The organism is Nostoc sp. LEGE 12454 (assembly GCF_056620565.1).
In genome coordinates this window covers 240,635-258,959 of the sequence record NZ_JBWQXL010000005.1, presented here as the reverse complement: position 1 = coordinate 258,959, position 18,325 = coordinate 240,635, and the positions used below count along the sequence as shown (strand labels likewise).

Here is an 18,325-nt window from a genome sequence, read left to right as displayed (position 1 = left end):
TTTTAATTGATGTCTCCCCAATTAATAAACAGAAAAAGAATTAACAACCTCATCAATCATTCGTTTAACTTTCTGCCAGCGTTTTTCAGGAATTGAGGCGTTGAAGGTAAAAAGTTTACCACGGCTCACAGCAACACTGGCGATGTTGTGTCGTTGCTGTTGATTGGGGAGTTTAACCTCATACTCTAAAAGGTAGTATGTTTTACCGTCTACTTCTCGCTGGGCAGCATTGACTAATTCCGCCGAACGACCAGAATCAGGAGGCGCGAGAGCTGCTTTTCCTAATTTGTATCCTACTTCTGTTGGGGTTCCCAACTCTGACAAAGTTTTGCCTTCGGGAACTGGGCTAATCACAACCGAAACATTTTCAGACACCTCAATCAAATCGTGGAAAACCACATCTGGCCCATCGGCAACTTTAACTGGCAGCCAGCCGTTAGGATATAAAAACTGATAGCCATCACCACTGTCTACAAAGCTTTTGAGTCCAGCCGCAGCCGCAACATCCGAATTACTCAGACTGAAGCTCAACACCAATAGCAAAATTAATCCAATTCGTTTCCACATTTCTACAGATTCCTTTGGGCTGGAGATAACACAAGGCTTGCATCATTTCTCGTCTTTATTCTCCCACCAAGCGGGACGCTTAGGATAATGCATTAGATGGTGAAGTATAAATGCTTATGTTGCCTAACGCCTAATTTTGAAAAGAATTCAGAAGTCAGAATTCAATAGTCAAAATCAAGACGTTTCTCGTAGAGAAGCTATGCCGTTGGCAAAGCCTCTCCTTCGCGCTGCGTCTCCGACAGGAAAAGGAGAAGAGAAGGCTTTACGCTACGCTATCCGTCAGTATACAGAATTCCCAACTGAATTCTGGCGGCTGACGCCTTTATTCTGTTCCATAAAAAAGGAGAGGCAGATAATTCTACCTCTCCTATACAGGGACAAACAAATGACTTGAACTATCCCATGATTAATTCCAACTTACTAGGCTTAGTATCTGTTGGCTTTGTTGGGTTTGTGAACAAGAAAGCTGAGAACTTGACACTGCTTGATGTTGTCAAAACCCACAACACGGATATAGCTGGTGTTGAATTGAGAACGGCATCCTTGAACTTCGCTCAATACTTCTTGAGTAGATTTAGCACCGAACAAAGGCAACTTCCACATTGTCCAATATAATTCTGTTGGCTCAGAAGTTTCGTTAAACTCGATCGCTGGAATGAAACCTTGATTCAAAATGTACTGAATCTGCTTGGCAATTTGAGCGTCAGACAGAGGGGGCAGATAAGAAAGGGTTTCGTAACGACGCTCTTTTGGTAAAGTTTGCATAGCTTTTTGATAATGGGTTGCGATTTTTTACTACTGAGTTGACCGAACTAATTGGATAAGTTATCCAAATTCGGATCTGAGGTTGCTTGCTGTTCTGGTTGCAGACTGGGGTTAGATGTGTCTATTCGTGTGATGCGTTCTAAATGCTGGCGACGCTGCTCCATGTTGGCTTGTTGAATGCCAGTGCGAACCATTTCCGGTAAAAATTCTGCAATTTCTTCCGCAATGTGTTCTCTGACAGTCATGATTCGCAAAGCCAAATCTGGTTTTTCTCGCAACAGTTGCTCAATGAATGACTCACCATTTTGAATTTTGCCAGACGAAAAGTTATGCAACCAAAGTTCTAATGGCGGATTCGTTTCGCCTAGCTGTGCCAATACTGTCCTTAGAGCCTGATAAGTCAGATAGCTTTGGAGAGTTTTGGCTGTGTCCTTCGCAATTTGCTTAAGATTCATGCTTGACCCCAGCCCTGAAGAGTTATGAGTTATGAGTTATGAGTTATGAATTAATGCAAATCCTAACTCTTGTACAGACGCGATTCATCGCGTCTCTACTTCTAACTCTTAACTCTTAACTGTTAACCCAGATCAGACGGTATCCATTGCTTCAAACTCGAACTTGATTTCTTTCCACAGTTCGCAAGCAACAGCCAGTTCAGGAGACCACTTGGCAGCTTCGCGGATGATATCGTTACCTTCACGAGCCAAGTTACGGCCTTCGTTACGAGCTTGAACAACAGCTTCCAAGGCGACGCGGTTAGCGGTTGCACCAGGAGCGTTACCCCAAGGGTGTCCCAGAGTACCACCACCGAATTGTAGTACGGAGTCATCACCAAAGATTTCTACCAGGGCGGGCATGTGCCATACGTGGATACCACCAGAAGCAACTGCCATTACACCAGGTAGAGAAGCCCAGTCTTGGGTAAAGTAGATACCACGAGACTTGTCTTGCTCAATGTAGTTTTCACGCAACAGGTCAACGAAGCCCATTGTGATGCCGCGCTCACCTTCCAACTTACCAACTACTGTACCAGTGTGGATGTGGTCGCCACCAGATAAACGTAGGGCTTTAGCCAATACACGGAAGTGGATACCGTGGTTCTTTTGACGGTCAATTACAGCGTGCATCGCACGGTGAATGTGCAGCAAGATACCGTTATCGCGGCACCAACGAGCCAATGTAGTGTTAGCGGTGAAACCTGCGGTGAGGTAGTCATGCATGATGATGGGCATTTTGAGTTCTTTTGCGTACTCAGCCCGCTTCAGCATTTCTTCACAGGTAGGAGCGGTTACGTTGAGGTAGTGACCTTTAATTTCACCGGTTTCTGCTTGGGACTTGTTGATAGCTTCAGCTACGAACAAGAAGCGATCGCGCCATCTTTGGAATGGTGCGGAGTTGATGTTTTCGTCGTCTTTGGTGAAGTCCAAACCACCGCGTAAGCACTCGTATACAGCGCGTCCGTAGTTCTTAGCGGAAAGACCCAATTTGGGCTTAATGGTACAACCCAACAAAGGACGACCGTATTTGTTTAACTTATCGCGCTCAACTTGGATACCATGAGGAGGCCCTTGGAAGGTCTTGATGTAAGCTACTGGGAAACGGATGTCTTCTAGACGTAGTGCCCGTAAAGCTTTGAAACCAAATACGTTACCGACAATTGAGGTCAATACGTTGGTTACAGAACCTTCTTCAAACAAGTCCAGAGGATAGGCAACGTAACAAATGTACTGGTTGTCTTCGCCGGGAACTGGTTCGATGTCATAGCAACGACCTTTGTAGCGATCGAGGTCGGTGAGCAAATCTGTCCACACAGTTGTCCAAGTACCTGTGGAGGATTCAGCCGCAACAGCCGCACCTGCTTCTTCGGGAGGAACACCAGGCTGAGGTGTCATACGGAACGCAGCTAGAAGATCGGTATCTTTTGGTGTGTAATCCGGTGTGTAATAAGTTAGTCTGTAATCTTTAACCCCGGCTTGATACCCAGATTTGCTCTGAGTCTTCGTTTGAGCGTAAGACATAATTTTATCCTTCCCTGAAATCACTCTTTTTAATTATCAAATCACGTTTTGTGCAACTTCCCCTCACCCCGCTCTTGCCCCCCTTGAGCGAGGGGAAGATCAGAAAAATTTTTTGTTAGGAGTTGCCTTTGGCAAAGGTTAGCAGTTTTTTTGCGGCTGACACAATGGATAGCGGTGGTAGCCCTCCTCACCAGTGTTTCCCCTTCTAGGGGTACACCACCTAGCGCTTCTACTGTTTCCTCTTGCTAAAAATCAAAATTCTTTTTTACTTCTTCTTCGCACCCAACTAAACCTTCTCAATTTCACCAAAACTTCCGCTTTTTGCGGCTTGATTTAGATAATTCCCCCATAAATTAGGGTATTCAGGGGATTGGGCTGGCTGGCACACATTCCCGCCTTTACACTCCCTATATCTTGACCTTTGATGGAAAAGATACCAGAAAAGAATTTACTTGACACAGATTTAGCAGAGTGGTGAGCAAAAGATAAAAGAATTGCACACCACGTAATTTGTAACTTGTTTCACAATATATCAAGAATTCGATAAGTTATTCTTTGAAAGTTTTTAACTTATCTATTTAATTTTGTTATTACATAAATATTTAAACTTTTTGTTACAAAAGCTTTACAAAATGTCATTAATAACTGTAAAGGACTGAAAAGATCGGGTAGATGGAGAAATCCCCAGTCCCTAGCGATGCACTGAGTTTCGACTGCATTCAACTACCGCTTGTGGTTGGTGTAGCCTCTCCAAGAGTTGTGTCCCCAATCCCCAATGTTTGAAAAATCCCAGCTAGGGGAACACTGAAATTAACCCAAAGCCAGTTTAGGTAAATGCTATGGGTACTGTCTCCAAAGGAAATGTCACCGTGGTATTGTTTTACAAGCGTACTAGTTTATTAATTACTTCTATCTTGCTGGGGTTGATAGCTTTGCCAAATATGGGATGGGCGCAAAAAACCCCTGATATTAATTCATCTGATGTAACCCCCGCTTACCCATCTTCCGCACCGCCACCGCGAGTAGAATCTTTGCCTGATGAGCGGGGAGTTGAAGAAAATTCACCAAAAACTGATTATCGTGTTGGTAACTTATTGGGAGATGTTACAGGTAATCTTTGGGTAGGTTCTTGGCGGGGACTATCGCGGATCGATCCTAAAACCGGCAAGATTATTTCTCGTGTTAGCTTACCGAATGTTGCCATTGGTGCTTTAGCCCAAGACAAGGTAGGACGTTTGTGGGTAGGAAGTTATGAGGGACTAGTGCGAGTTGACCCCCGGACTAACGAAATCACCGCACAAAATTTATTTTTGCCTTCTAAACGCGTGTTGTCACTGTTACTTGACAAACGAGGTTATTTGTGGACTGGAACCGATAGCGGTTTAGCTCTAATTAGTCCCGACCAAGGCTTGATTATGACAACATTAAAAAATCTACCTGGTGTCAGTGCTAATGCCTTGACTTTAGATGCTGAAGGTCAATTGTGGGTTGGTACTCTGGATGGATTGGTGCGGGTAAATACTGCTAGTGCTGCGATTATGAAGCGAATAGCCGATTTACCAGGGGCAACTGTACAAGCTTTAGCTATTAGTCCAGAAGGGTTAATTTGGGCGGGAATGCCGAATAATTTGCTAGTTATTAACCCAAAAACTGGTGCAGTGTTACGGTCTGTAACTCGCCTGCGTGGGCGTGATGTAACGGCGATACGTTTTGCTAAAGATGGTAGTGTCTGGGTCGGGACTAATAATGGTTTGTTACGATTAGATCCAAATACAGGGGCTGTATTAGATGGAGAAGTTGCTGGACTTCCTTCTAGTAGGGTTCTTACCCTTGCACCTGATATCGGCAATAAATTATGGATTGGCACTAGTGAAGGTCTAGCTTGGTTAATGCCCAAAACGGACAGTGCAAAACCCCATATTGCTTTCAGTCGCGCCGTTAAATGATTAGTTAAGAGTTATGAGTTAGGAGTTATAAGTTAAAAAATTTTTTAAATTCAAAACTCCTTACTCCTAACTTTTAACTTCTAACTCAGCACTCACTACTCAGCACTCAAAAAATGGCAATCACTACCCAGCAATTAATTCAATGGAAACAACAGGGACGTTCAATTGTCGCGTTGACCGCTTGGGATTATGCGATCGCTCAACTCTTGGACGCAGCTGGTGTAGACTTAATCCTTGTGGGTGATTCTATGGCAGTAGTTCTTGGGTATGAAACAACACTGCCAATTACTTTGGATGAAATTATATATCACGCTAAAGCTGTGCGCCGTGGGGTTAAACGGGCATTAGTAGTTGTAGATTTACCATTTTTGACGTATCAAGAAAGTCTGCAACAAGCCATGCACTCAGCTGGGCGGGTACTAAAGGAAACCGGCGCTCAAGCGGTAAAATTGGAAGGTGGCTATCCAGCAATGGCCGAAACTGTGGCTCGTCTAGTACAAGCTGGAATTCCGGTAATGGGTCATGTGGGTTTGACACCGCAATCAATACATCAACTGGGTTTGCGACAACAAGGAAAAACGCAAGAAGCCAGTGAGAGGATTTTACAAGAAGCGATCGCTCTCGAACAAGCGGGTGTATTTTCTCTCGTGTTAGAGCATATCCCCGTAGATTTAGCAATGCAGATTTCACAAAAATTAAGTATTCCCACAATTGGTATCGGTGCGGGAATTCACTGCGATGGACAAGTTTTAGTTACCTCAGATGTCCTCGGACTGGCAGAAAAGCATCCACCATTCGCCAAAGTTTACACAAATTTGCGCGAGACGATTACCAAAGCTGTGCAAGATTACGCTGTGGAAGTGCGAGAGCGAAAGTTTCCTTGACTTCATCATTAACTATGGCTGAAACTGAAGCAACAAATTTCTTAAGAGTTCTACTTCAACAAGATGCAGAGCATATACAAACTTGGCTGAGAATGGTTTGGGCAGAGCAACAGCAAGTACCAGAAAAATTTAATTGGCTTGGTTTGGCTGAAGTCTCTACTTTCAGAGCGCAAGAATTAGCCAATGAATAATCTAATGAATCTCATTCAGAAAGCCTTGCTTGGGCAGAGATAGCAACTTCAGTTTACGAATTTTTAGCTGAGAATAATCCTAGCTTTTCTGAACGATATCTAAATTCTTCAATGACATTACGAGCTTACATAATCCTAAAATTTGGTGCTATTCCAGGAAATCGGGTTCTCGATATATATCTGATTATTAATTGGTTTTTCGATAATTTACACATTTCCTACCAAGAAGCATTAATTAAAGCAGCCGGTTGGAGAGAAGCTTTAGCAGCCAAGAATCCAGAAGAAACTCAAAAAAAGTTTGATAGCGAACTTGAAGATTTCAGAAAATTAAGGTTTATTAAGAATCGGTTATCCATCATTAAATATTTATCTAAGAGTAAATATTTTCTTCCAAACGAGGAACTGAATACTTGGATTTCACTTTGGGAAAAATTGCCCTAAGCCATGTTGATTCAGTCTTTCGGAAATCCTTTAAGCAGTACTGCAACCTAAATCAACAGTAACTACTAAATAAATTTTAAATAAGCAGCTAATCGAGAACATAAAAAACCCCGACTTGATAGCCGAGGTAGATGGGAGAAGTCCAAATGTCGATGGGATATTGCAATACCGAAGTCTGTTTTTCTTAGTTAACACCCAATGCAACCAAGGCGCTTTACTAAGCTATGTAAATAAATATAACAATAATATTACAAATGGTCAACTAGACTTGACAAACAAAGGCTGATATATTTTATAAGAACTACTTATCAAGGCAGTACGATCCGCAAATAAAATGGGTTACTGGGTAAGATAGTGCAATAAAAACGAGAACCGATCTTTTGGGGAGTAGAAAAACTAAACGATTAGCTGCACAATTCAGGGTAGGTGGAATTAAGCCAGAGATTTGAGAAGCTAGCTACTAGATCGCGAAAGTCTTTACAATTCCCTTGTTGACTCAAAAAGTATTTCTCGACCTATGACGAATCAAGCTCCTATCCCGGTTATTGTCAACGGTGCTGCTGGCAAAATGGGCCGTGAGGTGGTTAAGGCGGTGGCACAAGCGCCTGACTTAAACTTAGTGGGTGCAATTGACTACAGTTTAGAACATCAAGATAAAGATGCCGGGGAGTTGGCGGGTTTAAGCGAACCTTTGGAAGTGCCGATTACCAATCAATTAGAACCGATGCTGGGGTATGTGGCTGGCGACAGACAGTCTCCTCCAGGGGTGATTGTAGACTTTACCCATCCCGATTCAGTTTATGACAATATTCGCAGTGCGATCGCTTACGGTATTCGTCCTGTAGTCGGCACCACTGGGTTAAGTCCAGAACAAATTCAAGACTTGGCAGATTTTGCCGACAAAGCTAGCACTGGTTGTCTAATTATTCCTAATTTTTCCATTGGGATGGTACTGTTGCAACAAGCCGCGATCGCAGCCTCAAAATATTTTGACCATGTAGAAATTATCGAATTGCATCACAATCAAAAAGCTGATGCTCCTAGCGGTACTGCCATTCAAACGGCGCAGTTATTAGGGGAGTTAGGTAAAACTTTTAACCCTGCTCTTGTAGAAGAAACGGAAAAATTACCAGGAGCAAGGGGCAGTATCGCAGATGAAGGGATTAGAATTCATAGCGTGCGCTTGCCGGGATTGATTGCCCACCAGGAAGTTATTTTTGGCGCAGCAGGACAGATTTATACTTTACGACATGATACAAGCGATCGCGCTTGTTATATGCCAGGAGTGCTACTAGCGATTCGTAAAGTTTTAGCGCTAAAGTCGTTAGTATATGGATTAGAAAAGATACTTTAAACACACAATTGGGCATTCATTACTTAGCACTCATGTTAGTACCACTGACTCGCCAGAAATTTGAACAAGTTGTCCCCCTAATTGCCACTGGTTTGCAGTACAAATATTATTGGGGGAAGTTCTCAAATTTTTTGCAACGGCTGTTAATTTCTGTAGTTGCGGTAGTTGTGATTTTGCTTGCAACAGTTATTTTCAAGCTTGAGTTTGCTTCAATAGTATTTGTGCTAGGGGTAATTAGCGCTTTTTTTTGGCTGTGGTATCCAGTGTTTCAAGCAAGTATGCGGAATTTACAATGCCGCCGTTATAAATACGGTGGCTTTTTCCGTGGTCGAGTCCTAGATTGGTGGATTACAGACCAGTTAATAGGTAAAACCGAAACAGTCAACAACAAAGGCGAATTGGTGATTGTAGAAAACCGAGAAAAACAGATAAACTTAGAGATAGGTGATGATACAGGATTTAGCATTGAGTTTGTAGCACCATTACGTCCTGCCCACAAAGTTATTACTCGCGGTCAAATTGCAGAAATGGTAGTGATGTCCAATCGCCCAGATTTGAGCAGTATTGATGAATTTAGCGATATATACTTTCCCAATCGTGACCTGTGGGTTAGCGATTATCCTTATCTGCGGCGGGATTTCTTTAACGAAGTCGGTCGTCGCTTGCGTGAAGACCAACAACAAAAGCCGCGTCGGCGGCGTCGTAGAGTAGAGGATTGAAGAAGTAATTAGTAGACGACCTACACCTTGCGTCTACGTAGGGTGGGTGCAAGTCATTTAATAATTACGAGATTACGAGGCAAATATCGCCAATATCTGGGCAGTTTGCTCTCAACCACAAAAATTCTCAATGTTCGTCCAGGAAGTTCGAGCATTTAAATTCGGGATAAATCTCTCCTGCCTTCTTGCTAACGAGAGCATCCCACTTTGATGAGTTTTCCTTGCAAACGATAAGTCACTGTCCCGCAGGCAAAACCTGCCGAATTAGTTTCTACATAAGGCCGTGTTGGCGGATTTTGTTTATCTAACCGCGATTTCCAATTGCCAGATATTCTTTCTAGAGTAGGATACTTGCTTAAAAATTGTGAGCCTGCAACAATATCGTGAGGCCCCTTAACATTTATCTTAGAGCTATTCATGTAAATATTATAATCATAAATAACGTTTTTATTTTTAGTCTTATTATTAATATTTTTTCCAGGAAAAGCATAAAGAATGTTCCTAAGAATTCTGACATCAGACGACGTATAAGCAAATATTTGCCCGCCATTAAGTTCTGGACTCTGATTATTTAAAACAGCTGTGTTATTTACAATATCAACATGCTCGCTTAAAAATGCATGAATACCCGACCCACCATTATTAAATGCAAGATTATTTCTAACTAAAGTGTATCCTTTATATGCACCCAGTTTTGGGTTTTCATCATTTCTTGTACTATCGATAATAATGCCATTACCATCTGTAATCTTTCCGACTGCAATCCAAGGGATATACATACGATTGTTGTAGGTTTTGTTGTTAGTAACAAACACCTTGTATCCCCGCTTGTTGTCAAAATTCCAACTGCTCAATACCGAAATACCACTGGTACCATAAACGCTATACCAGGCATTATTAAACACTTCGTTATTATCTATTGTCACATAGTCCGATTGAATAGCGGAAATACCTGCTCCTCCACACCCATGTACCTTGTTGTTGACAATACGTATATGGTGACTATGACCATTTGTTCGTCCATCCACACTGATGCAGTTTCCATTCGTTAGCGGGTTTTGTTTGTTAGTCTTCTGACTCATCGCATAATCAAGAGTTATATTGGCATTATTTCCTATTACCTCCAGCCCATTTATCTCGATATATGAAGCTTTATTTGAAATCGAGATACCATTCCATGTATTGTGCTGAATTTTTGGGAAATGACCGGGATATGCTTTATACTTAATCCATGCTTTTGCAGTTCCAGAACGTTTAATACTTACTGCACTACCAGCTTTGCTTAAATTTGTATACACTCCGTTCATAATCATTACTGTATCGCCAGGGTTAGTCAGATTTGCTGCCCTTTGAATTGTCCTAAAGGCGGATGAAGTAGAGAGTCCGCTATTTGTGTCATTTCCAACACCATTAACATAGTATGTTTTTGGAGTTGCCCTAGTGCTAATTAGCTGACGGTTGGATAAGATAATTTCCTTATTACTAGATACCTGATAAACGTTTTTAACTAAAGATACTTTTATTCCTTCTCCATCAGCCAAAAGACTTAATACCACAGGAATTGCAAGATATGCGCTTAAACTGAAACCTTGAATTACCACAAGAAAAGGCTCCTTGAACGGCACGACTTAACAAAAATATCAGGATATTCAAAGATTGATGAATACTCTTTTGAATACAAAATACAATAGAGCCGACTTTCCTAGTTCCCCCGATTTCTATCTTGTCCATAGGCTTGCCAAGCTAAGTCTACCAACCCATCAACGATCGCAGCTGCTACAACTGCATTACCTTTGCGGCCGTCAATTATAATGTGAGGCACTAGAGAGTCTTGTAAACGCTCCTTAGCTTCATCAACATTTACAAATCCCACTGGAGTTGCGATTATTAAAGCAGGTCTAATTTCCTCAACTTCAATTAAATCTACCAGTGCAGTCAGGGCCGTTTGCGCTTGACCCACCACAAAAATTCCCTCTGGATAACGCTTTGCTAAGGTTTCTATTCCCCATGCTGCGCGAGTTTTTTCTTTTTGAGGGCGTGTTAGAGCTTCCATGCTGCAATACACTGGATTCGCAAAGGTGTTTTGAATATCGTAGGCAATACCTACTTGTACCATCGGCACATCTACCACAATCGTGGTACGTGCGGCTAGCGCTGCTGCTCCAGCTTGCAAGGCACGCTCAGAAAAGCGAATCAAAGACTTATACTCAAAGTCAGCCGTGGCGTAGATTACCCGACGCACAATCTCATACTCTGCGGGTGAAAAGACATGATCGCCAATTTCACTATCAATGATTGCTAAACTTTGAGCATCAGTTACGTGCCATTCCATTTTTGTCGAGCTTCTCAAATATTAGCTTTCAGCTTATCAGCTTCAGAGAGTTAAGAGTTAGGAGTTAGCAGTTATAAGTTAATTAAACTATTCCTCCTAACTACTCACTCATAACTCATTACTAGAAGAAGACCGACTGAAAATAGGAGATAAGTAGGCAACCAAGACGCCAATGAGAAACCCAGAGATATTGCGAACTAAAGGCAACCAGTCGCTTGTACGTGTCACAACTGGTCCAATGCCGAAGGCAATAAACAAGATTCCCCACAAAGGTGAGAAAATTAAAGCCCATTGCCAAGCAAAAACTTGTCCTTTTTCGCGGGGTTGAGCTGCAAATCCACAAATCACCCCACCAATAACTGAGGTAATCAAGGTGAGAATCCACTGCTCTCGTGGTAGTCCGGGGACAACATTGCAACCCCCTTTGAGCAAACAGCCTTTAACGGATTCTAAGGCTTGTAGAATCGCTTGATCTTCGCCTTGTTCGCGGACAAAATACAAATTCCCGAAGCGGGTTTGCAGTTCTATCCAAAAAGTTCGGGGTAAAAGTTTATAAACAGCATCGCCGACGCTAAAACTGAGGATGTTACCGCCACGAGAATCAGCAACGAGTAGAATGCTTTTGTCATCCAAACCCCAATATTTTATAACTGCCCTACCTGGGGTGCGGTCATATTGGGTTAATACTCGCAGTTTCCAGCCCGTATCAGCTTCAAACTGCTCTAAATCTTTGACAAGCTTTTCTTCTTGCAGCACAGCCAGAGATTTTGCTAAATCTACAACTGGGGTAAAAGTGTCAGGAAGTAACTCAGGATTGTCATAAGCCAGCGCTGGGGGAGAATGCATCACCCAAATTGACCCAGCCAGGAAAAATATTGCAATAGATACTAGAATTCGTCGCCAAAAACAAGATTGCATGGACGTTTTTATACAAATATTAACGGTAAAAGCGAACAAGTTGTTTTAAAAGAGTACTAGAAAAATGATAGTTCTTTACACTTGTTTACTTTACTCTAATCTAGGGGATCAAAGCAAAAGGTTTTTGGGGAGTGTGGAAATTATATAAAGCAAAACGCGATTTTTGTCAACTAGTTAAAATACTCAAAATATCCTTAATTAAAATAATAATCGTGTCTGGGGAGAGGGGAGGAGGCTATAGACACTAAAATCATCCACCCTCTTTTTAATTATTATCGTCAAAGTTTTTAACAACTCAAAATTGACTAAGCCATAGCGGAGTTCCCCATACAATAAAAGGGGAATGATTAGAGGTGAGAGATGACTAACAAAGAATTATTAATCCAAGAAATAGAAACTTTACCGCCGGAGTTGCTAACAGAAGCACTCGATTTGATCCGTTCTATTAAGGTTAAATATACACAAAAGGAGTTAGAACCAGATACGCTTAAACTTATCCCTTTAAAGGATTCTATAGAAACTTCTACTGATAAAGAGCAACTTACATACCGTCCTGCTTCTGGACGCTCCATTCTTCGACACGCTGGCACTTGGGAAGGTGACGACTTTGAAGAATGCCTTCAAGCAGTATATGCTACTCGTGGTCAAGCTAAATTTGATGACGAAAACCTATTTGAATAATGTATTTACTTGATACAAATCATTGTAGTGCCATTATTTTAGGCGATCCCAATATTGTCCGTCGCGTGAACGAAGTTGGAGAAAATAACATTGCTACTTGCGTAATTGTCCAGGGTGAAATGACATTCATGATGGAAAAATCACAACGCAAGGAAAATAATCTGGTTCGCTTGACAGAATTTTTAGAAGATATTCGTGCATACCACATAACAGAACAAACAGCAACAATTTACGGTCAAATTAAAGCAGCTTTATTCAACAAATTTGCAGCCAAAGATAAAAATAAGCGGCGAAAAACTAAAATTGTTGATTTAGGTTTTGATGAAAATGACATTTGGATAGCTGCTATTGCACTGCAAAATAATTTAACTGTTGTTTCCAGTGATAGTGACTTTTTGCGAATTCAACAGGTGAGAAGCTTTTCGCTGTCATCTTGGATTTGATTTATAGCATAGAGTAATAGCTGCATAATTACCTTTACAGTACCCATCGTTCAGCTATAGTTAAAATACAGCTATCTCCAATTAAAATATATGGTGCAAAGGCTGTGTTCTCGTTCCAGTCATTAACAAGAGAATAAAAAGTAATTTCATGATTGGATTTGGGGAACAATCTTTGTATTATTGTCTCAAAGAAAATTTTAAAATCAGGCTCATTCCTAAACCTAGAATTTATGAACTTCTCAAATTTATCTTGACTAAAATATTCTGCTCGACGATAAATGTCTAATTCACTCCAATAGTGTGTATCCAGTATATTTCCCACCTCTGGATATAAATATTTGCCAAAGTCACACAAATTGACAACATCACGAGTGCGAATGTAGCCTTTATCAAAACTGCAATATCGGCTAGGTTTTGCAAATACAAATAAATCCCCTATTGAACTGTCCCAAGATTTATATTGGCTATTCACGCTATTTACAAATTTGCAAACAACCTCGTATGTACTTGGTTCATGACAGAAATTTGGAAACAAGCACATTTCTCCTAAAAAGACGGCTTGATTAAAATATGCTTCACCCGTTTTCCCAAATTGCTGAATACAACGCCAAAGTTTATCCATAAACAAAAATGGCTTTTTTAAACTGATGAAATACCACACTTTAACACCGCAACAAGGAAGATAACAATGCCCAATGCCCTTTTTTGTTTGGTCAATCTTCCTCATCGAAATTGGTTTCCCAGCTAGCAGCCTCGTTATAACCGTCATTAGCGCGGTACACTTCTGCTTTGCTCCGACGATTTTCATGCCTCAGCACTTCTCGTTCTCGCAACGTTAGTGGTGGTTTTTCATTGTTTGGCAAGCGATCGCTCGTCCGCCTTACAGGTTTTTGGCGCGTGAAGTTTTTCCAAGCAGCTTTCGCGCCAATCAAGATGCTGCGCGTACCTACTTGCAGATTTTGAGCCTGAATTCTTGCACTATCAAGACTTTGGTCAACTTGCTTCACGACTTGACTAGCACTTTTTACACCTTCACTGACATCATCAGTTAAGTCAGTGATTTCTAAGCCAGTTACGCGGATAGCTTCTAAAGTGGGTGGTAACTCCCGCGAGAGAGTATCAAATAGCTTTTCTGCACTGCGAGCCGCGCGTGCTAACTCCTGCAAAGCCGGTATCGCCGCCACTAAAACCGCAGTCAGGCTTGTGGCGACTAAAAGTAAGGAAAGTCCCAACCAAAACAGGGGTTCAATCACGGTTATGTCATTTATGAGCGTTCTAATGGCTGGGGAAGCGAATCTGAGTCTTCAACAGATGTTTGTCGCTTCAAGACTTGGCTTTCTCGCTGACTGGCATCTACACCTGCTGCGATCGCTTCCCGTAATCGATCTAAAGTCTCATCCCAGTTTCGCAGTGCGCTAGCAGAGAGACGATCTGCCTGAATTTGCACACTCATTGATAAATCTTCTGCCAATTCTGGGATAGCATTGGCAGATTTTTTCAAAATTTTACGCGTTTCGCGCCCTGTGCGTGGAGCTACGAGTAAACCGGTCAAAGCACCGATGGTAGCTCCCAGCATCAAACCGCCAAAAAATACTCCAGAACGGTTATTAGACATCTTATTGTTTCTCTCCTTACACCCATTTTAGGTGGGTTTTCTCCCCTTGTAAGACTCAACCGATTTTATTCAGTTAATTTATGGTGACAAAATATCAGTTAGAAAAGTTGCTTTTATTCATTAATACTAAAAGCATTAATTGCTTGTAATTCAAAACTCTCCGTATCTCTCAAAGTTTTGATACCTCTGGTGGGCATCTCTTTGGGTTATGTCTTGAGTAGTTCCGTACCCTTCTACTGATGGCGACGCTCTTAAATAACAAGCTTTGAGGGTATGGAAAGAGGAGGCGATGCCTGCGGCGGGCTATGCCTACGCTAGAAGTCAATACACTCTATGGGATCTTACTAGGGACTTCTCTGCCTGTTCCCCCGTCAGCCCATAAATGTTCATATACAGCAGATTTCAAGTTGGTGAGGTACACAAGCTAATTATGTTACCCAGGTATAAAGCGTGTTTTACTTCTGAATTCTGAATTCTGCTGTAACTCATTTTGCAACTGTTCTTTTCCCAGATATTAACTCTAGCTTCGAAAAATAACGCTGCCAGATTTGCCGCCCTAGCAAAAGTAGACTGATAATTTGCCGCACTTGTTGAATTTGTATTTGTAGCGCTTGATTTCTCTGCCGTAAGTTATAAATATTCTGTTGGCTGAGATAAATATTTTCAGGTGCTTTATTCAGTGCTGCATTGGTACAACTTTCATAGGCGGTTAACTTATCTGCTATATATGCTAGCTGCTGTTTAAGTTGCCACACCCGCCAAGCCACATAAATTAGTACCAGTGAAATCAGGGTGTTAATTATGACAACTAAAATTACCATTGTTTATCTTGACCAATATTAGCTTTGAGGAATTGTTCTATATACTTGATTTGGCTCTTATTTAATGATGAATAAACTAGAGGATAAAATTTATGTCACAAAGTAAATCCCGGATTCTGGCAATAAAAAGTAGTTAGATAATGCTCTAAGCAATATTCAAAGGCTTTACTAGGTAAAAATTAGTGTAACAAAGGCTGATGGCTAAAAAATCACCAATTTGCCAATTTTGTAACAATGATATGTCCACACCTCGCAAAACCACAGCTACAATTGCCTTAGATTCACGACTCGGTTTGCGAAATCAACCCGTATGCTCCATAAGCCCCATCATTACTACCTTCCATTCCTTAACCTGATAATCCTAGTCAATTTGCGAGCTTTGTGGGATGTAAGCACAATGGTATAGACCCTTCAACAGATGGTGAGAGAACTACACTACACTCCTTGGAGACTCCCTAGCATTGTCTTTATTATTGTGCTCCTACCTCTACCAGTTTTCCAGTCTGTCGTGTGCAGTTAACTAATATTTTGCCTCTAAAAACCTCACTAGTGGATCGCCAACCAAAAATTGCTGGGTGTGGACTTGGGAAACAGATAAGTGATAGAGGAGAAAGTCTCTTAATTCCTCTTCCCTTAACCTTTACCCCTTTTTTTGCCGAAGGCTTCCCCCTTAGCCTTTAATCTCTTCCCCGCTAAAGACTTTTCCCTGGTATTTTACTAATACTTTACCAATAATGATTATCTTTTTTTATACATCCAGTAGGAGTTGAGGATGTCAAAAAAATCACCATTGAATAATTTCTTCCCAACTATTCTTACTGCCTTGACAATTGGATTTGTTGGGTGTGGAAATCAAGCTGTAAGAACTACATTCACTCAGACTAACACCCAGGTAAATGAGAATCTTCCCCAAGTTGTAGCGACTACAAGCGTACTGTGTGACTTAACCAGGCAGGTTGCCGGAAATACAGTTAACCTTACCTGCTTAATTTCCCCTACTGCCGACCCCCAATTTTATAAACCAAAACCGGAAGATCGTAAAGCCATTGAACAAGCTAATCTTATTCTTTATAATGGTTACAATTTTGAACCAAATCTGATTAAGTTAATTAAAGCGACTAAAAACCCTATACCAAAAATAGCCGTCGCTCAACTGGCAGTGCTTAAGCCACAAAAATTTCAGGTCGGTGGTAAGAATGTAACCGATCCTCATGTTTGGCACAATACCAAAAATGCTATCAGAATGGTGGAGGTAATTAATAGTAATTTGAGAAAATTACAATCTAGTGATGCAGAGGCTTATAGCAGTAATACTAAAAAAATTACCAATGAACTCACTCAACTAGATAGCTGGATTAAGTCAAGAATTGCCAGTATTCCTAACAAAGAACGTAAGTTGGTTACAACCTCTGATGCACTGAGTTATTACGCCAAAGCATACCGTATTTCATTGACAGGAGGATTGCAAAGTATTAGTACTAAAGAAAACCTGACAACCGAACGAGTCAATAATTTGGCTACAAACATTAAACAGGCTAAAGTATCAACAATTTTTGCGGAAGTGGAAATTAATCCTAATTTGATTCAATCTGTAGCCACAGAAGCTGAAGTGAACATTTCTGACAGAAAGCTGTATACTGAGGGACTTGGTGAACCAGGAAGCGACGCGGACACTTATCAGAAAATGATGATTGCCAATACACGTACAATTGTAGAAGGACTAGGAGGGACGTATTTGATGTTTGAAAGAAAAGCTGCTAGGTAGCTAGAACATCAATTTAGTAATCCTAGAAACCGGATTTTTTGAGATTTAATAAAACTTGGGTTATTAGTCTATCTTTGGAAGCCAGAATTGGAGTTTTAAATATTACAAAAGATGGGTATAAAGAGATTGGTTATTCAGATTTATCAAGTGTCCACTATACCAATCCTTTCTTTTGTATCTCTTTGATCAACCCATCTTTCCCATCCATAATATCCAATGATATCGTTAGGATATTGTTTCGCTATTTAAAATCCAAAATCGACTCACCATCCCCAAGTACCAGGAGCGCCTTTAAATGGCCCAACAATATCACTGGTTATCCAACCGCCGTAGAAGTTACCTGGTTGTGGTTGCACCTCTTCGCCATTAACGTAGCATTTATCCATTAAATGAGCATAAAAAGCTACATAGTCTTTGATAGATTCAAAAGCTAGTGTGGGTTTGGGGTAGAACCAGGCAGCATTATGGACTTGTTTATCACCAACTCGGATTGTGTAGTAACTAGCACTTCCCTTCCACTCACAAAAGCTAGATTGCGGAGTCATCTGTAGATATTCCATTTTGATATCCGCTGGGGGAATGTAGTAAGAAGGAGGATGACTAGTTTCTAAAACACGTTTGGCGCTATGAGTATCTACAATTACTACTCCGTTAAAGATTATTTGGATATGTTTGGTTGTGTCCTCCAAAAGAGGAGGACGGGGGTAATCCCAAACTGATTCTTGTCCGGGAGCGGGTTCGATGCGTTGAAAATTAACCATCATCAAGAGTGTTGAGTGCTGAAAGAGGAAAAAGTACTTAGTACTAATGTACTTAATGAAGCAGCAACTCTCCTTGTGAAGTGACTGCGTTCTTTTAACTTAAC

21 protein-coding genes are annotated in these 18,325 nt (G+C 41.2%); 9 read left to right on the top strand and 12 right to left on the bottom strand.

What is annotated here, in order from left to right:
- Positions 1-21: 21 nt before the first annotated feature.
- The 4 genes from psbP to AC1F2U_RS07905 form a co-directional block, all read right to left on the bottom strand.
- The gene (psbP, locus tag AC1F2U_RS07920; RefSeq protein ID WP_480260604.1) at positions 22-567 is read right to left on the bottom strand and encodes a photosystem II reaction center PsbP; all 546 of its coding nucleotides are present in this window, start codon (positions 565-567) and stop codon (positions 22-24) included.
- A gap of 426 nt (positions 568-993) precedes the next feature.
- Entirely contained in the window at positions 994-1,332 is a 339-nt protein-coding gene (locus AC1F2U_RS07915) for a RuBisCO small subunit-like domain-containing protein (RefSeq protein WP_480260603.1), read from the bottom strand.
- Positions 1,333-1,379: 47 nt separating this feature from the next.
- Entirely contained in the window at positions 1,380-1,787 is a 408-nt protein-coding gene (gene rcbX, locus AC1F2U_RS07910) for a RuBisCO chaperone RbcX (RefSeq protein ID WP_480260602.1), read from the bottom strand.
- A gap of 132 nt (positions 1,788-1,919) precedes the next feature.
- The gene (locus AC1F2U_RS07905) at positions 1,920-3,350 is read right to left on the bottom strand and encodes a form I ribulose bisphosphate carboxylase large subunit (RefSeq protein ID WP_100900845.1); all 1,431 of its coding nucleotides are present in this window, start codon (positions 3,348-3,350) and stop codon (positions 1,920-1,922) included.
- An 839-nt stretch (positions 3,351-4,189) separates the two neighbouring features.
- Here AC1F2U_RS07905 and AC1F2U_RS07900 point away from each other — a divergent pair.
- The 6 genes from AC1F2U_RS07900 (at position 4,190) to AC1F2U_RS07875 (ending at position 8,885) form a co-directional block, all read left to right on the top strand.
- Positions 4,190-5,296: a ligand-binding sensor domain-containing protein gene (locus AC1F2U_RS07900; RefSeq protein WP_480260601.1), complete on the top strand. Its 1,107-nt coding sequence runs from the start codon at positions 4,190-4,192 to the stop codon at positions 5,294-5,296.
- Between the two features lie 113 nt (positions 5,297-5,409).
- Positions 5,410-6,180, top strand: a complete 771-nt coding sequence (gene panB, locus AC1F2U_RS07895) for a 3-methyl-2-oxobutanoate hydroxymethyltransferase (RefSeq protein WP_480260600.1) — start codon at positions 5,410-5,412, stop codon at positions 6,178-6,180.
- A gap of 14 nt (positions 6,181-6,194) precedes the next feature.
- Entirely contained in the window at positions 6,195-6,371 is a 177-nt protein-coding gene (locus tag AC1F2U_RS07890) for a hypothetical protein (protein WP_480260599.1), read from the top strand.
- 111 nt (positions 6,372-6,482) lie between these two features.
- On the top strand, positions 6,483-6,812 hold the full coding sequence (locus AC1F2U_RS07885) for a hypothetical protein (RefSeq protein WP_480260598.1): 330 nt from the start codon (positions 6,483-6,485) through the stop codon (positions 6,810-6,812).
- Between the two features lie 517 nt (positions 6,813-7,329).
- Complete coding sequence (gene dapB, locus AC1F2U_RS07880) at positions 7,330-8,166, top strand: 4-hydroxy-tetrahydrodipicolinate reductase (RefSeq protein WP_460330978.1); 837 nt, start codon at positions 7,330-7,332, stop codon at positions 8,164-8,166.
- A gap of 32 nt (positions 8,167-8,198) precedes the next feature.
- Entirely contained in the window at positions 8,199-8,885 is a 687-nt protein-coding gene (locus AC1F2U_RS07875; RefSeq protein ID WP_480260597.1) for a phosphate ABC transporter permease, read from the top strand.
- A 188-nt stretch (positions 8,886-9,073) separates the two neighbouring features.
- Here the strand turns inward: AC1F2U_RS07875 and AC1F2U_RS07870 are convergent, their stop codons facing one another.
- From AC1F2U_RS07870 to AC1F2U_RS07860, 3 genes are all read right to left on the bottom strand, one after another.
- Positions 9,074-10,486 (bottom strand): right-handed parallel beta-helix repeat-containing protein, encoded by a 1,413-nt coding sequence (locus AC1F2U_RS07870; protein ID WP_480260596.1) that lies wholly within the window; start codon positions 10,484-10,486, stop codon positions 9,074-9,076.
- A 101-nt stretch (positions 10,487-10,587) separates the two neighbouring features.
- Positions 10,588-11,217, bottom strand: a complete 630-nt coding sequence (locus AC1F2U_RS07865) for a precorrin-8X methylmutase (RefSeq protein ID WP_480260595.1) — start codon at positions 11,215-11,217, stop codon at positions 10,588-10,590.
- Between the two features lie 108 nt (positions 11,218-11,325).
- Complete coding sequence (locus AC1F2U_RS07860; RefSeq protein WP_480260594.1) at positions 11,326-12,135, bottom strand: TPM domain-containing protein; 810 nt, start codon at positions 12,133-12,135, stop codon at positions 11,326-11,328.
- 360 nt (positions 12,136-12,495) lie between these two features.
- Between AC1F2U_RS07860 and AC1F2U_RS07855 the strand changes: the two genes are divergently transcribed.
- Both AC1F2U_RS07855 and AC1F2U_RS07850 read left to right on the top strand, forming a co-directional pair.
- The gene (locus tag AC1F2U_RS07855) at positions 12,496-12,816 is read left to right on the top strand and encodes a DUF2281 domain-containing protein (protein WP_480260593.1); all 321 of its coding nucleotides are present in this window, start codon (positions 12,496-12,498) and stop codon (positions 12,814-12,816) included.
- Positions 12,816-13,259, top strand: a complete 444-nt coding sequence (locus AC1F2U_RS07850; RefSeq protein WP_480260592.1) for a PIN domain-containing protein — start codon at positions 12,816-12,818, stop codon at positions 13,257-13,259. Before AC1F2U_RS07855 ends, AC1F2U_RS07850 begins: the two co-directional genes overlap by 1 nt.
- Positions 13,260-13,293: 34 nt before the next feature.
- On the opposite strand, the gene AC1F2U_RS07845 is transcribed toward AC1F2U_RS07850, so the two are convergent.
- The 4 genes from AC1F2U_RS07845 to AC1F2U_RS07830 all read right to left on the bottom strand — a co-directional run bounded on the left by AC1F2U_RS07845 (position 13,294) and on the right by AC1F2U_RS07830 (position 15,695).
- Positions 13,294-13,986 carry a hypothetical protein gene (locus AC1F2U_RS07845; protein WP_480260591.1) on the bottom strand — a complete coding sequence of 231 codons (693 nt, stop codon included), beginning with the start codon at positions 13,984-13,986 and terminating at the stop codon, positions 13,294-13,296.
- Positions 13,973-14,512 carry a DUF948 domain-containing protein gene (locus AC1F2U_RS07840; protein WP_480260590.1) on the bottom strand — a complete coding sequence of 180 codons (540 nt, stop codon included), beginning with the start codon at positions 14,510-14,512 and terminating at the stop codon, positions 13,973-13,975. The genes AC1F2U_RS07845 and AC1F2U_RS07840 overlap by 14 nt, the downstream gene beginning before the upstream one ends.
- 11 nt (positions 14,513-14,523) lie before the next feature.
- The gene (locus tag AC1F2U_RS07835) at positions 14,524-14,874 is read right to left on the bottom strand and encodes a YtxH domain-containing protein (protein ID WP_099101749.1); all 351 of its coding nucleotides are present in this window, start codon (positions 14,872-14,874) and stop codon (positions 14,524-14,526) included.
- 485 nt (positions 14,875-15,359) lie between these two features.
- The gene (locus AC1F2U_RS07830; RefSeq protein ID WP_480260589.1) at positions 15,360-15,695 is read right to left on the bottom strand and encodes a hypothetical protein; all 336 of its coding nucleotides are present in this window, start codon (positions 15,693-15,695) and stop codon (positions 15,360-15,362) included.
- 772 nt (positions 15,696-16,467) lie between these two features.
- Here AC1F2U_RS07830 and AC1F2U_RS07825 point away from each other — a divergent pair.
- Complete coding sequence (locus AC1F2U_RS07825) at positions 16,468-17,460, top strand: metal ABC transporter solute-binding protein, Zn/Mn family (protein WP_480260588.1); 993 nt, start codon at positions 16,468-16,470, stop codon at positions 17,458-17,460.
- A gap of 263 nt (positions 17,461-17,723) precedes the next feature.
- Here AC1F2U_RS07825 and AC1F2U_RS07820 read toward each other — a convergent pair whose 3' ends face one another.
- A complete protein-coding gene (locus tag AC1F2U_RS07820; protein ID WP_480260638.1) occupies positions 17,724-18,221 on the bottom strand; it encodes a DUF427 domain-containing protein in 498 nt (165 codons plus the stop codon).
- Positions 18,222-18,325: the final 104 nt, after the last annotated feature.

Coding starts and splice junctions, on each gene's coding strand:
- psbP (WP_480260604.1), bottom strand. CDS start 567: ATGTGGAAACGAATTGGATTAATTTTGCTATTGGTGTTGAGCTTCAGT.
- AC1F2U_RS07915 (WP_480260603.1), bottom strand. CDS start 1,332: ATGCAAACTTTACCAAAAGAGCGTCGTTACGAAACCCTTTCTTATCTG.
- rcbX (WP_480260602.1), bottom strand. CDS start 1,787: ATGAATCTTAAGCAAATTGCGAAGGACACAGCCAAAACTCTCCAAAGC.
- AC1F2U_RS07905 (WP_100900845.1), bottom strand. CDS start 3,350: ATGTCTTACGCTCAAACGAAGACTCAGAGCAAATCTGGGTATCAAGCC.
- AC1F2U_RS07900 (WP_480260601.1), top strand. CDS start 4,190: ATGGGTACTGTCTCCAAAGGAAATGTCACCGTGGTATTGTTTTACAAG.
- panB (WP_480260600.1), top strand. CDS start 5,410: ATGGCAATCACTACCCAGCAATTAATTCAATGGAAACAACAGGGACGT.
- AC1F2U_RS07890 (WP_480260599.1), top strand. CDS start 6,195: ATGGCTGAAACTGAAGCAACAAATTTCTTAAGAGTTCTACTTCAACAA.
- AC1F2U_RS07885 (WP_480260598.1), top strand. CDS start 6,483: ATGACATTACGAGCTTACATAATCCTAAAATTTGGTGCTATTCCAGGA.
- dapB (WP_460330978.1), top strand. CDS start 7,330: ATGACGAATCAAGCTCCTATCCCGGTTATTGTCAACGGTGCTGCTGGC.
- AC1F2U_RS07875 (WP_480260597.1), top strand. CDS start 8,199: ATGTTAGTACCACTGACTCGCCAGAAATTTGAACAAGTTGTCCCCCTA.
- AC1F2U_RS07865 (WP_480260595.1), bottom strand. CDS start 11,217: ATGGAATGGCACGTAACTGATGCTCAAAGTTTAGCAATCATTGATAGT.
- AC1F2U_RS07860 (WP_480260594.1), bottom strand. CDS start 12,135: ATGCAATCTTGTTTTTGGCGACGAATTCTAGTATCTATTGCAATATTT.
- AC1F2U_RS07855 (WP_480260593.1), top strand. CDS start 12,496: ATGACTAACAAAGAATTATTAATCCAAGAAATAGAAACTTTACCGCCG.
- AC1F2U_RS07850 (WP_480260592.1), top strand. CDS start 12,816: ATGTATTTACTTGATACAAATCATTGTAGTGCCATTATTTTAGGCGAT.
- AC1F2U_RS07845 (WP_480260591.1), bottom strand. CDS start 13,986: ATGAGGAAGATTGACCAAACAAAAAAGGGCATTGGGCATTGTTATCTT.
- AC1F2U_RS07835 (WP_099101749.1), bottom strand. CDS start 14,874: ATGTCTAATAACCGTTCTGGAGTATTTTTTGGCGGTTTGATGCTGGGA.
- AC1F2U_RS07830 (WP_480260589.1), bottom strand. CDS start 15,695: ATGGTAATTTTAGTTGTCATAATTAACACCCTGATTTCACTGGTACTA.
- AC1F2U_RS07825 (WP_480260588.1), top strand. CDS start 16,468: ATGTCAAAAAAATCACCATTGAATAATTTCTTCCCAACTATTCTTACT.
- AC1F2U_RS07820 (WP_480260638.1), bottom strand. CDS start 18,221: ATGGTTAATTTTCAACGCATCGAACCCGCTCCCGGACAAGAATCAGTT.